Below are 13,415 nucleotides of genomic sequence, written 5' to 3'. Positions count from 1 at the left end.
GTGACTTGGAGTCTCCGGTCCGGAAGATAACACCAGATGAGTTACTGGACGACTACATGCGGTTTTCGGCCGCCCGGGACCCACCGGTTCACTGGTCGGGACGCACCACCATCGCCGATCCGCCGCCCCTGCGGACCTTCTCCGCCGCCGCGAGCCACCTGCCGCCGGGCAGCCGCTGCACGCCCGTGGCCGCGCCGATCTCGGGGTTCTGCTTGAAGGAGTGCCCGATCGACTCCAGGGACTCGCGGGTCCGGCTGTTCCAGAGCCCCGGTTCGAGCTCGGTCTGCGCGGCGTTGCGCTGGCTCGCGCGCGGCGCGGCAATGGCGTCGACGAGGGGCAGGCCCCGGTCGACGAAGCCCGTCAGGGTCTGCAGCACGGTCGTGACGATGGTCGCGCCGCCCGGCGAGCCGAGCGCCACCACCGGCTTGCCGCCCTTGAGCACGATCGTCGGGGAGATCGAGGAGCGCGGACGCTTGCCGGGCCCCGGCAGGTTCGGATCGTGCACCGCCGGATTGGCGGGCGCGAACGAGAAGTCGGTGAGTTCGTTGTTGAGCAGGAAGCCGCGGCCCGGGACGGTGATGCCGCTGCCGCCCGTCGACTCGATGGTGAGGGTGTACGCCACGACGTTGCCCCACTTGTCGGCCGCCGTCAGGTGCGTGGTGTTCTCGCCCTCGTACGTCGTCGGGGCCGCCTCGTCGCCCGTGCCGCACGCCTCGGGGTGACGCGGGTCGCCGGGCGCGAGCGGGCTCTTGAGGACGGCGTCGTCCTTGATGAGGCACTCCCGCGAGTCGGCGAACCGCTGCGAGAGGAGCTGCTTGGCCGGTACGTCCTCGAAGGCGGGGTCGCCCACCCAGCGCCCCCGGTCGGCGAACGCGACGCGGCTGGCCTCGATGTAGCGGTGCAGGTACTTCTTCTTGGACGCCCTGGAGAGGTCGGTGCGCTCCAGGATGTTGAGGGCCTCGCCGACGGTCGTGCCGCCGGAGGACGAGGGGGCCATGGAGTAGACGTCGAGGCCGCGGTAGGAGGTCTTCGTGGGCTTCTGCCGCTTCACCCCGTATTTCGCGAGGTCCCCGGCGGAGAGGTCGCCGGGGCGGACCACGCGGCCGGAGTCCGGGTCGACGGGCGGCTTGTTCACCGTGCGCCTGATGTCCTTGGCCAGCTTGCCGCGGTACAGCGTGTCGACGCCGTCGCGGCCCAGCTCCCGGTAGGTGCGCGCCAGGTCGGGGTTCTTGAAGGTCGAGCCGACCACCGGCAGCCTGCCGTGCGGCAGGAACAGCTTCGCCGTGGCGGGGAAGTCCTTGAACCGCGCCTGGTTGGACTCGGTCTGCGCGCGGAACGTCGGGTCGACGGTGAACCCGTCGCGCGCGAGGCTCTCGGCGGGTTTCAGGAGCGTGCGCAGGCTTCTGCTGCCCCAGGTGTCGAGCGCCGACTGCCAGGTGGCGGGGGTGCCGGGGGTGCCGACGCCGAGGCCGCTGGTGACCGCGTCCGCGAAGGGGATCGGCTTGCCGTTCTCCAGGAAGAGTCCGGAGTCGGCGGTGCGCGGGGCCGTCTCGCGGCCGTCGATGGTGCTGACCTCGTGGGTCCGCGCGTTGTAGTGGACGAAGTATCCGCCGCCGCCCACGCCCGCCGAATACGGCTCGGTGACCCCGAGCGCGGCGGCGGTGGCGACGGCCGCGTCCACGGCGTTGCCGCCGTGCTTGAGCACCTCGATGCCGGCCGCCGAGGCGTCCGGGTCGACGCTGGCGACGGCGCCGCCCTCGCCGACGGCGACCGGCGTCTTGTCCGGGGCCCTCGCAGAACCGTGTGCGGATGCCGGTTCCGCTGAGCGCGTAGGCGAAGGGGGCGCGGGCGCACCGACCGACACCAATACCCCTCCGACCGCCAATAGCGTCAGATTCCGTACGACAGCGCGACGCATTCGTACCTCCAGTCAACAACCGTCTGCGCAGCGTAACTTCGCTGCCCCCGTCGCGTCAGGACCTCCTCGAACACCGGTCCGGCGGCCCGCTAGCATGCGCCCCCATGACTGAAGACGTGCGGAACATCGTCCTCGGCCTGATCGCGGTCGGCATCAGCGCCGTCCTTGGCTGGCTCCTCCGCGGCCACCTGTGGAAGCGCAGGCTCCGCCGCAAGCAGGCCTTCTTCGGGCTGCCGGACAACTCCGAGTCGCTGCTCGTGGTGAACCGGGACGCGGGCGGCCCCGAACTCATGGTGGTGCGCCAGGACGTGTTCGCGCTCATCGAGCTGGCCGCGGTGATCAAGGAGTGCGGCGCGCACGCCCAGGTCGTCGCGCACGACGCGGCCCAGCAGGGCTTCGGCGAGCGCACCGAATTCTGTGTGGGATCGCCGGTGGCGAACCGCCGGATGGCGGCACACATGCATTCCCTGCTCCCGGGCGTCCGGGTGAACACCGAGCCGGAGCCGGTCCCCGACCGCGGCGCCTTCCAGATCGGCAGCGAGCGCTACCGCCTGGAGTCCGGCCTCACGGAGCACGTGATCCTCGCGCGGCTCACCGCGGACCAGGGCCAGGACGCGCGCCCCGTCTTCCTCTTCTGCGGCCAGCGCGCGGTCACCAGTCAGGCGGCCACCCGCTATCTGGCCCGCCACCACGAGAAGCTCGCCCGCAAGCACGGCAACAGCTCCTTCGTGCTGCTCCTGAAGATCGTCAATTCGCAGGCGTACGGGCCCGACGTCGTCGAGCTCGTCGCGGACGTGACGCGCGAGGCCCGGGCCCCGCTGCCCGTACCGGCCGCCCGCTCCTCCCATCGCGCCAAGTGACGTGCCCCTCACGGAGCGCCGACATCATTCAGGCACTTCTGTGATCTAGCAGGCATTTTCCGGACAACAGACAACCCGTCGGGGCGATCCGCCCTCTTTCCGTGCAGTCCACATTCGCACGGAGGTACGTTCCTTGACCCCCCAGAGCTCTTCGAGCCGCCGACGCCCCCTTCGCACCCGCCACACGGCGGTAGCGGGCCTCGCGGTGCTCACCGCCGCCCTGACCGCCTGCTCCGGCGGCAGCGGCTCGTCCGGCGGCGCCGAGGCCGCCGAGAAGCCGAAGATCTCGGTGAACCTCTCGGGACAGCAGGCGAAGGCGGGCGGCCCGGTCACGGTGAAGCTGGCCGACGGCCGGCTGAAGGACGTGACGGTCGCCGACGACAAGGGCGCGAAGCTGCCCGGCAAGGTCTCCGCGAACGGCACCAGCTGGACCTCGCAGCGCACGGTGGCGCCCGGCACCGCGTACCGGGTCGAGGCGAGCACGGACAAGGGCGGCAGCGCGAAGTCGTCCTTCAGGACGGCCGCGCCCGACAAGGTCAACAAGGTGACCCTCGCCCCCGGCAAGGGCACCACGGTCGGGGTGGCCCAGCCCCTGTCGATCACCTTCGACCACCAGGTGCGCAACAAGGCCGAGGTCGAGAAGGCCCTCAAGGTGACGACGTCGAACGGCACCACGGGGTCCTGGGGCTGGATCAAGAACTACGACGGCAAGGACCGCGTCGACTGGCGCCCCAAGGAGTACTGGAAGTCCGGCACCAAGGTGAAGCTCGACGCCCGCCTCGGCGGCATCGACTCCGGTGGCGACGACTGGTTCGTCCGTGACTACGCGACCAACTTCACCATCGGCAAGAGCCAGGTCGTCAAGGTGAACCTGGACAGCAAGACGGCGACCCTGAAGCGCGACGGCGAGACCGTGAAGTCGATGCCCATGTCGGCCGGCACCCCCGGCGGCGACAAGGCGTCCTGGGGCGGCACCTCCGTCCTGATGTCGAAGGAGGGCACGATCAACATGCGCTCCGAGACGGTGGGCCTGGGCAGCTCCTACAACAAGATGGTCGACGACTCGATGCGCCTGACCTGGTCGGGCATGTACGCGCACGCGGCCCCGTGGAACGCCTCGTACTTCGGCAACACCAACCACAGCTCGGGCTGCATCGGCATGAGCGACGGCGACGCGGGCTGGCTCTACGGCCAGGCACAGCCGGGCGACCCCTTCGAGGTCACCGGCAGCGGCTCGAAGGGCGTGCCGGACCCGGGCAACGGCTACGGCGAGTGGAACATCTCCTGGTCCGACTGGCAGGGCAAGAGCGCACTGAAGTAGTCGCTGCCTCTTCAACTATCGTTACCGGGGCGTAACTTACCGATGGGTTACCTCCGGTAAGAGATCGCGGTTACCGTCGGGTCACTTTGCACTTTCAACGAGTGAGGAAGTGATCCGTGAGAGCTCCGCACCCGCACCGGGCCCTGCGTACGACCACCGTCGGCGCCGTCTCCGCGACCCTCGTCGCCGGCGCCGCCTTCGGCCTCGCCCCGACGGCGCAGGCGGCACCGCCCGCCGCGCCGCCGGCCGCGAGCTCCGGCAGCTCCGTGGATGTGCGCTTCGTCGACATCCCCGGCGACGGCGGCACGGTCCTCAAGGCCAACGTCTTCACCCCCAAGGGCGCGAAGCCGGGCACCAAGTACCCCTCCATCGTGCTGCCCACCAGCTGGGCCATGCCGCAGATCGAGTACGTCGCCCAGGCCCAGAAGCTCGCCGACGCGGGCTACGTGGTGGTCAGTTACAACTCGCGCGGCTTCTGGCAGTCCGGCGGCGAGATCGAGACCGCGGGCCCCGAGGACATCGCCGACGCGTCCAAGGTCATCGACTGGACCCTCGAGAACACCTCGGCCGACCCCTCGAAGGTCGGCATGGCGGGCGTCTCGTACGGCGCGGGCATCAGCCTGCTCGCCGCCGGGCACGACAAGCGCGTCAAGGCCGTCGCCGCCATGAGCGGCTGGGGCGACCTCATCGACTCGATCTACAGCGGCCGCACCCAGCACGCCCAGGCGGCGGCCCTGCTCGGCGGCGCGGGCGCGCTCACGGGCCGGCCGAGCGCCGAACTCAAGGAGACGCTGAAGGACTTCCTCGGCTCCCACCTGGACAAGGAGGACGAGATGATCGCGTGGGGCGCCAAGCGCTCCCCCGCGACCTACCTCGATCAGATCAACAAGAACGGCGCTGCCGTCATGCTCGGCAACGCCTGGGGCGACACGCTCTTCCCGCCGAACCAGTACGCCGAGTTCTACGAGCGCCTGACCGGCCCCAAGCGCCTGGAGTTCCGCCCCGGCGACCACGCGACGGCGGAGGCGACGGGCCTGCTCGGCCTGCCCAACGACACCTGGACCAGCACCCAGCGCTGGTTCGACCACTACCTCAAGGGCGCGGACAACGGCATCGACAAGGAGCAGCCGGTCCAGCTCAAGTCCCGTTCGAAGGGCGACTACGAGGGCTATCCGGACTGGAAGTCGGTGGGCCCCACCCGCAAGAAGATCGCGATGGCGGGCGACACCACGATCCGGACGAACGTCGACTCGGGCGCCAACGGCGGCATCGCCATCCTCTCCAACGCCCTCGACCAGTTCCTGAAGATCCCGCCGATGGCCTCGGTGCCACTGCTGCCGCGCCGCTACACGGGCGTCTGGGAGTCGGAGCGGTACGCGTCGGTCCAGCGGGTGCGCGGGACCGCGAAGCTGCACACGACGCTCTCCAGCACCAAGGAGAGCGGCACCCTCGTCGCGTACCTCTACGACGTGGGCCCGCTCGGCCTCGGCAAGCTGGTCAGCAACGCGCCGTACACCTTCCACGGCAAGACGCCCGGAAAGCCGTTCGGCGTGGACCTGGAGCTGTTCTCCACGGCCTACGACGTACCGGCTGGGCACAAGCTCGCCCTGGTGGTCGACACGGTCGACCCGCTCTACATCGAGCACAACCCGTCCGGCGCGCAGCTGACCTTCTCCTCGCCACAGGCGGACCCGTCGTACGTGTCCGTCCCGCTGCGCGAGCAGTGATCACCGGCTGCTGCCGGGTGGGCGTGGCCCCGGGCTACTGCTCCCCCAAGATCTTAACGATCAGGGGGGACCCCCAGGCAGCAGCGTTCCTGGTTCCGCCGGGGCCACGTCCGTGGCCTCGGTCTTGGGATTGCGCCGCTGACGCCTGGACACCCACTGGGCGAACCACGACAGCAACATGCACATCCCGATGTAGATCGGTGAGATCACCATGACCACGGGGATGAAAGGCAAATCGTAGTCGAGGTTCGAAGCGATCAGCTTCCCGGCGTGGAGGAACTCCTCGTAGGTGATCAGATAGCCGAGCGAGGTGTCCTTCAGGGCCACCACCAACTGGCTGATGATGGCGGGCAACATGGCACGAACGGCCTGCGGTACGAGGACGTGTCCCATGACCTGTGTCTTGCGCATTCCGAGTGCGTAGGCCGCCTCCCGCTGCCCCCTCTCCACGGAGTTGACGCCGGATCGGAAGACCTCGGCGAGTACGGAGCCGTTGTAGAGCGTGAGTCCGGCGACCAGCGCGGGAAGCGGCTGGACCTTCAGCGCCACGAAGACGAAGAAGATCATCACCAGGACCGGCATGGCGCGGAAGAACTCCACGACGAGTGTGGCGACCCAGCGCACGGGCCGGTGGTCGGAGAGCCGGCCCGTGGCGAGCAGACCGCCGAGCGCGAGCGCGAGGACCGCGGAGATCGCGAAGGCCTTGAGCGTATTGCCGAGGCCCCGCAGGAGGAGTTCCTGGATGCCCTTGTACTCGAAGGGCGTCCACTTCGTCGACGTGAACTGGTCGGTGTCGAAGAGCAGGTACAGGATCCAGCCGACGAGGGCGAGCACGATCAGGGTGGAGATCACCCCGTACACCTTGTGCCGTCGGACGGTGCTGGGGCCCGGGATGTCGTAGAGGGCGGTGGAATCGTGGGAGAGGGCTTTCATCGGGCGACTCCCCAGCGCTTTTCGAGGACATTGAAGACCGCGCTGATGGCGAGGGTGATGACGAGGTAACCGACGGCGATCCAGACGAACGTCCAGATGATGTTGTAGCCCAGCTCGTTGAGCGTCTTGTACGTGCCGAGCAGTTCGGTGACGCTGAACGCGCCCGCGATCGCCGAGTTCTTGGCGAGCGCGATGAGGTTGGAGCCGACCGGCGCGATGACGGACCGGAAGGCCTGCGGCAGGACCACCTTGGACAGCGTCTGGCCGAAGGACATGCCGAGGCTCCTGGCCGCCTCGCCCTGCCCCTTGGGCACGGTGTTGATGCCCGAGCGGAGCGCCTCGCAGATGAAGGCGGAGGTGTAGCAGCCGAGGGCGAGCACCGCGAACACCTTGAAGGGCAGCACCAGGCCGAAGCGCGGCAGGCCGAGCAGCACCGCGAAGAAGAGCAGGGTGAGCGGGGTGTTGCGCAGGACCGTGACCCACGCCGTGCCGAACGCCCGGAAGGAGCCGACGGGCGCCACCCGGAACGACGCCATGACGAAGCCGAGCACGAGCGCGAGCACCGAGGCGTAGACGGTGAGTTCGACGGTGCCGAGGAAGCCCTTGCCGAACGTGGAGAAGTTGTCTGTCAGTACGTCCACGACGCCTCCTCAGCTCGCCGGGTAGCGGTCGATGGCGGGCGGTTTCGGCGCCGGGACCCCGGAGAGGCCGAGCGTGGCGTCGTACGCCTTCTTCCAGTCGCCGTTCTTCTCACCGGCCGCCAGGGCGTCGTCCACGGCGAACCTGAGGGCGTTGTCGCCGCGGGGCACGCCGATGCCGTACGGCTCCTTCGAGAACGGCTTGCCGGTCACCTTGAGTTCGTCGGGCACCTTGGCCGCGTAGCCGATCAGGATCGCGTCGTCGGTGGTGACGGCGTCGACCTGATAGGTCAGCAGGTTGTCGACGCAGACCGAGTAGGTGTCGTAGGCGACGAGGGTGGCCTTCGGGTAGTCCTGCTGGATCCGCTGATAGGGGGTGGACCCGGCGGCCGAGCAGACGCGTTTGCCGGCCAGGTCCCGCGGGCCCTTGATGTCGTCCTCGTCGCTGCGCACCAACAGGCCCTGGCCCGCCATGTAGTAGGGGCCGCCGAAGCCGACGAGCTTCTTGCGGTTGTCGTTGATGGTGTAGGTGCCTACGTAGTAGTCGATCTGCCCGTTCTGCAGGGCGGTCTCGCGGTTCGCCGACGCGATGGTCTTGAACTGGATCCTGGCCGGGTCCAGGCCGAGCGAGGCCGAGATCATCTTGGCGATCTCGATGTCGAAGCCGGAGTAGGTCCCGTCCGCCGGGTCCTTCTCGCCGAGGTAGGGCTGGTCCTCCTTGGCGCCGACGATGAAGCGGCCGCGACTTCTGGCCTTCTTCCAGGTCCCCGACGCGGGCAGCTGGAAACCGCTCGCCACCCGGTACTTGGGCAGTTCCTCGGCCGAGGGCCCCTTGGTGGGCGGGCTGCCCTCCTTGCCGCAGGCAGCGGCGGCGCAGACGGCGAGGGTGAGCGCCGCGAGCAGGCGTGTCGTACGCATGGTGTTGCGCATGGTGTGTCGCTTCACGAACACGTCCCCCCGTCAGTGCTTGAGGATCTTGGAGAGGAAGTCCCTGGCCCGCTCGCTCTCCGGGTGGGTGAAGAAGTCCTCGGGGGTCCGGTCCTCGACGATGCGGCCGTCGGCCATGAAGACGACCCGGTTGGCCGCGGAGCGGGCGAAGCCCATCTCGTGGGTGACGACGACCATGGTCATGCCCTCGTGGGCGAGCTGCTGCATGACTTCGAGGACCTCATTGATCATCTCTGGGTCGAGGGCCGAGGTCGGCTCGTCGAAGAGCAGTGCCTTGGGGTCCATGGCCAGTGCGCGGGCGATGGCCACGCGCTGCTGCTGGCCGCCGGAGAGCTGCGCCGGGTACTTCTCGGCCTGTGCGGAGAGGCCCACGCGCTCCAGGAGCTCCCGGGAGCGCTTGTCGGCCTCGTCCTTCTTGCGGCCCCGCACCTTGACCTGCGCGAGGGAGACGTTCTGCAGGACGGTCCTGTGCGCGAAGAGGTTGAAGGACTGGAAGACCATCCCCACTTCCGTGCGGAGCTTCGCGAGCGCCTTGCCCTCGTCGGGCAGTGGCTGCCCGTCGAGTCTGATGGTGCCCGACTGGATGGTCTCGAGCCGGTTGATCGTCCGGCAGAGTGTCGATTTTCCCGACCCTGACGGGCCGATGACGACGACCACCTCCCCCTTGCCGACGGTGAGGTCGATGTCCTGGAGGACATGCAGCTCTCCGTAGTACTTGTTCACATCACGCAGCTCGATCAAAGGATCGACGGCCATGGCAAGACCTGCCCACTCTCAGCTGTGTACGTCCGCGCAAACTATCCACGTGAAAACGGGACTTACTGGACGACACGCACTTATGGGCATTAACCGTATTTGAGGCAATTCGGGTTACGTCTCGGAAGCCTCCGCGTAGACCTGGGAGAGCTCGGGCGCCCCCTGGACCGCCCAGTCGAGCCCCGCCGCGACGACCTGGATGTCCCGGCCGGTCCTCAGCCGGACGACGGGGCTGCCGCCGGGCCAGACGTGCCAGGTCGCGCCCGGCACCGTCCGCACCACGACGGAACCCAGGTAGAGCCCCGCGTCGTTGCCGAGCCACGGCAGCATCTCGGGGTCGTCGCGCCAGCGCGGCAGGAGCTGGTCGAGGGCCGCCAACGAGGCCGGGGAGTCGTCCAGTTCGAGCCCGGCGGCACTCGCCTGCGAGCGCAACAGCTCGCACTCGGAGAGCAGTTCGCCGACGCCGTCCGGATCCTCCTTGAAGGCGGCCGCGAGCCCCTCGGCCGGGTCGGCCGCGGAGTGCCGTCTGCGCCACTTGTCGAGGAACGGGATGTTCATGATCGGCCTCTCCGTTGGGGGGTCGCGGGAGATCATCTCCCTCTCGTGCCCCGAGCCTCTGGCGTCAACCTCCGTCGCCCGGGGGTGCCGATGTCCGTAATCCCACGAATGTATCTTGCTTCAGTTGATCACGGAATCAGGCGAATCGCCCTTCCCGGGGCCCCACTCAGGGAGCCTTCGCTCCGCAGGTGACTGTTCCCCGTAAAGGGGTACCCGGAAGCACCTGAGGGACGGTCCAGGTCGGTCCGGGTCGGTCCGGGAGGTGGACGATGGTGTGGTGGATGTGGTTGGTCGCCGTGATCGTCGTATTGGGTCTGCTGGCCGCCGCGGTGGTCGGCGTGCAGGCCCGGCGGCGCCGCGGCGGTGTGATCGTGGTGCGGCGCGGTCGGCGCCCCGGGCGAGGGAGGGTGCGATGACGGCGCCCCTGCCCGCGGTGCTCGCGGCCGGCGATCTCACCAAACGGCCGGTGGTCACGCTGGGCGGCGAAGCGGTCGCCCAGATCAAGGATGTCGTGCTCGACGGCGCGGGCGGCCGGATCGCCGGGTTCACGCTGGCCGGGCGGGGACTCCTTTCCGGTCCGATGCGCAAGAGCCTGCCGTGGACGGCGGTCCACGCGCTCGGCACCGACGCCGTGATGATCACCTCGGCGGAGGCCCTTGAGGACAAGGCCGCGGTCGCCTCCTGGCAGGAGGCCTCGGGCGGCCTGGTCCGCGGCGCCCGCGTGCTCACGGACCAGGGGGTGCAGGTCGGCACCGTGCTCGACGTACTGATCGAGGCGGGCCGGGAAGGGCGGGTGGTCGGCGTCGAGATGACCTCCACGGAGGCCCTGGGCCGCCACGAGCGCAAGGTGTTCCTGCCCCTCGGCGGCCGCCCCGCCATGACCGGCGACACGCTGATGGTCCCGGCGCGGCACACCGAGCACGTCGTCGAGGAGCTGGGCGAGCTGGCGGCGGCTGTGTGGCGCGTACGGGGTACGGAGACGGGTGGCCCCACCGGAGCAGTCGGACCCGCTGCCGCGGGTGCCACGGGTGCCACGGGTGCCCCCGGTGAGGAGCGGACCTCATGATGCTGCTCAGCCAGACCGTGGGCCGCCCGGTCGTCAGCGCGTCGGACGCCGCGCACATCGGCACCGTGGCCGGGCTCGTCGTCGATCCCGAGGGCCCCGAAGGCGCCCTGATCACCGCCGTACGCCTGGAGGGCGTCAAGGACGGCGGCGACGTCATCGCCTGGGCGGACGTGCACGCGGTGGGTCCTGACGCGGTCGTCGTCGGGGCGCCCACAGCGGCCCGGTTCACCTCGGCGGACTCGTCCGAGAGCCAGAACCTGCTCGGCAAACGCTTGTTGACGGAGCTGGGCGACACCATCGGGACGCTCGCCGACGTCGCCTTCGACCCCGGGTCCGGCCGCATCGACACCCTCCACGGCTCGCGCGGCGACCGGATCGCGGGCGCCCGCCTGCTCGGCGTCGGCTCGTACGCGGTGGTGATCCGCGCCGCCACGCCTGACGGCGGCTGACGGGCCCCCGCCCGTCGTCGGACCGGCGCCGACACCTGCCGATGGCGCATGTCGACCGAGGTTGTACGACCACGGTGCGATGTCCGTACGCACCGGCCTGGCTACGATCGGCCCGTGTCCGCCTCGCCGCGTGTGTCCCTGGTCAAGTACGCCCCGCCGGGCGTGTGGGCCGCCGTGTCCTGGCTGCTCGGCATGGCCTTCGCCGCGCGGGCGTACTCCGGCCTCCCGCTGATGCCGACGAGCGGCAACGGGAGCCCCGCTCCCCTGGAGTGGCTGGTCATCGTCGGGACCGCCGGGGCGGTGCTGCTCGCCGCCCGGTTCCTCGAACGCCGCCCGATGACGGCCCTCGGGCTGCTGATCGGCTGCTCGTACGGCGCGACGCTGGCGATCGACGAGACGGGCATCACCTTCCTCCACTACGCGGCCATCGACATCGCCGCGGGGTACATCGTGGCGACCGGCACCACCCGCGCCCGCCACGCGGCCTTCGCCCTCGCGCTCGGCGTCCTGCCCGCCTACGCGCTGCTCCGGCAGCTGCTCGGCCTCCCCCTGCAGCTCCCGCACACCGTGAGCGACAGCTGGTCCGACTGGCAGACCCCCACGTTGACGGCCGCCGTGGCCTGGCTGACCGGTGACTCGGTGCGGCGGGCCCGTGCCTACGCGCAGCGCCTGAGTTCGCAGGCGACGGCGCAGGCCGTCACCGCCGAACGGCTGCGCATCGCACGGGAGATGCACGACACGGTGGCACACAGCATCGGCATCATCGCCCTGCAGGCGGGCGCGGCGGCGCGGGTCGTCGAGACCCAGCCGGTCCTGGCGCGGGAGGCGATGGCCGCGGTCGAGACGGCGGGCCGGGAGACCCTGGCCGGGCTGCGCCGGATGCTGGGCGCGCTGCGCGAGAGCGAGCCGGGTCAGGGGGCGGACTGCGCAAGGGAGTTGGCGCCGCGCGGACCGGCCGAGGGTCTCGCGGATGTGGAGCGGCTCGCCGCTTCGACGACGGCCGCCGGGGTGCGGGTGGACGTGACGTGGCGGGGCGAGCGGCGGCCGCTGCCCTGGTGCGGCACGCGGCCACCACCGCCTGCGCGGTGTCCGTGGAGTACCGCGACGAGGAGGTCGTCATCGAGGTCGAGGACCGCGGCCGGGGCCGGGGCCGGGGCCGGGGCCGGGGCCGTACGAAAACCGCGTCCCACCGCGGCGGAACGGGCACGGGCGCCACGGGCACGGGCACGGGGTACGGGGTACGGGCTGGTCGGCATGGGCGAGCGAGTCGCCCTGCTGCACGGCGAGTTCAGCGCCGCGCCGCGCCCCGACGGCGGCTTCCGCGTGCGTGCCCGACTGCCCTTGCCGCTGCCCCTGCCGCTGTCGCTGCCCGGCGCGTCGACGTCCTCACGGCGGGTGCCCTCACGGCAGGTGCCCTCACGGCGGGTGCCCGATGACGGTCCGCGTCCTGCTCGTCGACGACCAGCCACTCGTCCGTACCGCCCTGAGCATGGTCATCACCGACGCCCCCGACATCGAGGTCGCGGGCGAGGCGGCGTCGGGTGACGAGGCGGTCCTGCGGTGCGCCGAACTGCGCCCGGACGTCGTGGTGATGGACATCCGGATTTCCGGCATGGACGGCATCGAGGCCACCCGGCTGATCACATCGGGCCCGGCGCCCGCGCACGTCGTCGTCCTGACGACGTTCGACGACGACGATTACGTGTACGGGGCGCTGCGCGCGGGCGCGGCGGGGTTCCTCGTCAAAGACATGGCCCTTGACGACATCCTGGCGGCGGTGCGGACCGTCGCGACCGGCGACGGGCTGCTCGCGCCGAGCGTCACACGCCGACTGATCAGGGAGTTCGCGGAGCGGCCGACGTCCGCACCGCCGACCGGGGTGCCGCTCGCGGGCATCACGGACCGCGAGCGCGAGGTCCTGACCCTGGTGGGCCGCGGCCTCTCGAACACCGAGATAGCCGGGGAGCTCTGCCTCAGCGTCGCCACCGCGAAGACGTATCTGACCCGGCTGCTCGCCAAGCTCGGCGCCCGGGACCGGGTGCAGCTGGTCATCATCGCGTACGAGAACGGGCTGGTGTCGACGGCCCGTTGAGGCGACCGGTAGGTGAGGCGACCGGTAGTCGAGACGACCGGTAGCGGTGTGTCCGGCGAGTTCGCGTCGTGTTCACGCGCCCCTCATTGACTCGCCTCCGGCGGCTCCTTAGCTTCATGGCGCACCCGTCATCGCCCATCACCGATCAC

General features: G+C 70.2%; 13 protein-coding genes. 7 read left to right on the top strand and 6 right to left on the bottom strand.

Annotated elements, in window-relative coordinates; translation table 11 throughout:
• Positions 1 to 88 precede the first annotated feature (88 nt).
• Positions 89 to 1,918, bottom strand: coding sequence for a gamma-glutamyltransferase (gene ggt / locus ABZ953_RS30595; protein ID WP_361730489.1), 1,830 nt, complete (start codon positions 1,916 to 1,918; stop codon positions 89 to 91).
• 104 nt (positions 1,919 to 2,022) lie between these two features.
• Here ggt and ABZ953_RS30590 point away from each other — a divergent pair, with 104 nt between their 5' ends.
• The 3 genes from ABZ953_RS30590 to ABZ953_RS30580 all read left to right on the top strand — a co-directional run bounded on the left by ABZ953_RS30590 (position 2,023) and on the right by ABZ953_RS30580 (position 5,826).
• The gene (locus ABZ953_RS30590) at positions 2,023 to 2,778 is read left to right on the top strand and encodes a hypothetical protein (RefSeq protein WP_361730487.1); all 756 of its coding nucleotides are present in this window, start codon (positions 2,023 to 2,025) and stop codon (positions 2,776 to 2,778) included.
• A gap of 133 nt (positions 2,779 to 2,911) precedes the next feature.
• Complete coding sequence (locus ABZ953_RS30585) at positions 2,912 to 4,099, top strand: Ig-like domain-containing protein (RefSeq protein WP_361730484.1); 1,188 nt, start codon at positions 2,912 to 2,914, stop codon at positions 4,097 to 4,099.
• A 116-nt stretch (positions 4,100 to 4,215) separates the two neighbouring features.
• Positions 4,216 to 5,826: a CocE/NonD family hydrolase gene (locus ABZ953_RS30580; protein WP_361730481.1), complete on the top strand. Its 1,611-nt coding sequence runs from the start codon at positions 4,216 to 4,218 to the stop codon at positions 5,824 to 5,826.
• A gap of 60 nt (positions 5,827 to 5,886) precedes the next feature.
• Here the strand turns inward: ABZ953_RS30580 and ABZ953_RS30575 are convergent, their stop codons facing one another.
• From ABZ953_RS30575 to ABZ953_RS30555, 5 genes are all read right to left on the bottom strand, one after another.
• Entirely contained in the window at positions 5,887 to 6,759 is an 873-nt protein-coding gene (locus ABZ953_RS30575; protein ID WP_361730478.1) for an amino acid ABC transporter permease, read from the bottom strand.
• Entirely contained in the window at positions 6,756 to 7,400 is a 645-nt protein-coding gene (locus ABZ953_RS30570) for an amino acid ABC transporter permease (protein ID WP_361730475.1), read from the bottom strand. Before ABZ953_RS30570 ends, ABZ953_RS30575 begins: the two co-directional genes overlap by 4 nt.
• 9 nt (positions 7,401 to 7,409) lie before the next feature.
• On the bottom strand, positions 7,410 to 8,327 hold the full coding sequence (locus ABZ953_RS30565) for a glutamate ABC transporter substrate-binding protein (protein ID WP_361730560.1): 918 nt from the start codon (positions 8,325 to 8,327) through the stop codon (positions 7,410 to 7,412).
• A 30-nt stretch (positions 8,328 to 8,357) separates the two neighbouring features.
• Entirely contained in the window at positions 8,358 to 9,101 is a 744-nt protein-coding gene (locus ABZ953_RS30560) for an amino acid ABC transporter ATP-binding protein (protein ID WP_361730472.1), read from the bottom strand.
• 114 nt (positions 9,102 to 9,215) lie between these two features.
• Complete coding sequence (locus ABZ953_RS30555) at positions 9,216 to 9,659, bottom strand: DUF6278 family protein (RefSeq protein WP_361730470.1); 444 nt, start codon at positions 9,657 to 9,659, stop codon at positions 9,216 to 9,218.
• 412 nt (positions 9,660 to 10,071) lie between these two features.
• Between ABZ953_RS30555 and ABZ953_RS30550 the strand changes: the two genes are divergently transcribed.
• The 4 genes from ABZ953_RS30550 (at position 10,072) to ABZ953_RS30535 (ending at position 13,266) form a co-directional block, all read left to right on the top strand.
• Positions 10,072 to 10,725 (top strand): PRC-barrel domain-containing protein, encoded by a 654-nt coding sequence (locus ABZ953_RS30550; RefSeq protein WP_361730467.1) that lies wholly within the window; start codon positions 10,072 to 10,074, stop codon positions 10,723 to 10,725.
• Complete coding sequence (locus ABZ953_RS30545) at positions 10,722 to 11,174, top strand: hypothetical protein (RefSeq protein ID WP_361730464.1); 453 nt, start codon at positions 10,722 to 10,724, stop codon at positions 11,172 to 11,174. The genes ABZ953_RS30550 and ABZ953_RS30545 overlap by 4 nt, the downstream gene beginning before the upstream one ends.
• Before the next feature lie 114 nt (positions 11,175 to 11,288).
• On the top strand, positions 11,289 to 12,719 hold the full coding sequence (locus ABZ953_RS30540; protein ID WP_361730461.1) for a histidine kinase: 1,431 nt from the start codon (positions 11,289 to 11,291) through the stop codon (positions 12,717 to 12,719).
• Complete coding sequence (locus ABZ953_RS30535; protein ID WP_361730458.1) at positions 12,607 to 13,266, top strand: response regulator transcription factor; 660 nt, start codon at positions 12,607 to 12,609, stop codon at positions 13,264 to 13,266. Before ABZ953_RS30540 ends, ABZ953_RS30535 begins: the two co-directional genes overlap by 113 nt.
• The last annotated feature ends 149 nt before the right edge of the window (positions 13,267 to 13,415 follow it).

It is taken from the genome of Streptomyces sp. NPDC046465 (assembly GCF_040646035.1).
Lineage (GTDB): Bacteria > Actinomycetota > Actinomycetes > Streptomycetales > Streptomycetaceae > Streptomyces.
The sequence above is the reverse complement of the archived record's forward strand: the minus strand, read 5'-3'. Positions and strand labels throughout refer to the sequence as shown.

What these genes read in the sequence shown, in the direction of transcription:
- ABZ953_RS30545 (WP_361730464.1), top strand. Translation starts at nt 10,722, where the DNA reads ATGATGCTGCTCAGCCAGACCGTGGGCCGCCCGGTCGTCAGCGCGTCG.
- ABZ953_RS30565 (WP_361730560.1), bottom strand. Translation starts at nt 8,327, where the DNA reads ATGCGCAACACCATGCGTACGACACGCCTGCTCGCGGCGCTCACCCTC.
- ABZ953_RS30590 (WP_361730487.1), top strand. Translation starts at nt 2,023, where the DNA reads ATGACTGAAGACGTGCGGAACATCGTCCTCGGCCTGATCGCGGTCGGC.
- ggt (WP_361730489.1), bottom strand. Translation starts at nt 1,918, where the DNA reads ATGCGTCGCGCTGTCGTACGGAATCTGACGCTATTGGCGGTCGGAGGG.
- ABZ953_RS30555 (WP_361730470.1), bottom strand. Translation starts at nt 9,659, where the DNA reads ATGAACATCCCGTTCCTCGACAAGTGGCGCAGACGGCACTCCGCGGCC.
- ABZ953_RS30575 (WP_361730478.1), bottom strand. Translation starts at nt 6,759, where the DNA reads ATGAAAGCCCTCTCCCACGATTCCACCGCCCTCTACGACATCCCGGGC.
- ABZ953_RS30560 (WP_361730472.1), bottom strand. Translation starts at nt 9,101, where the DNA reads ATGGCCGTCGATCCTTTGATCGAGCTGCGTGATGTGAACAAGTACTAC.
- ABZ953_RS30550 (WP_361730467.1), top strand. Translation starts at nt 10,072, where the DNA reads ATGACGGCGCCCCTGCCCGCGGTGCTCGCGGCCGGCGATCTCACCAAA.
- ABZ953_RS30535 (WP_361730458.1), top strand. Translation starts at nt 12,607, where the DNA reads ATGACGGTCCGCGTCCTGCTCGTCGACGACCAGCCACTCGTCCGTACC.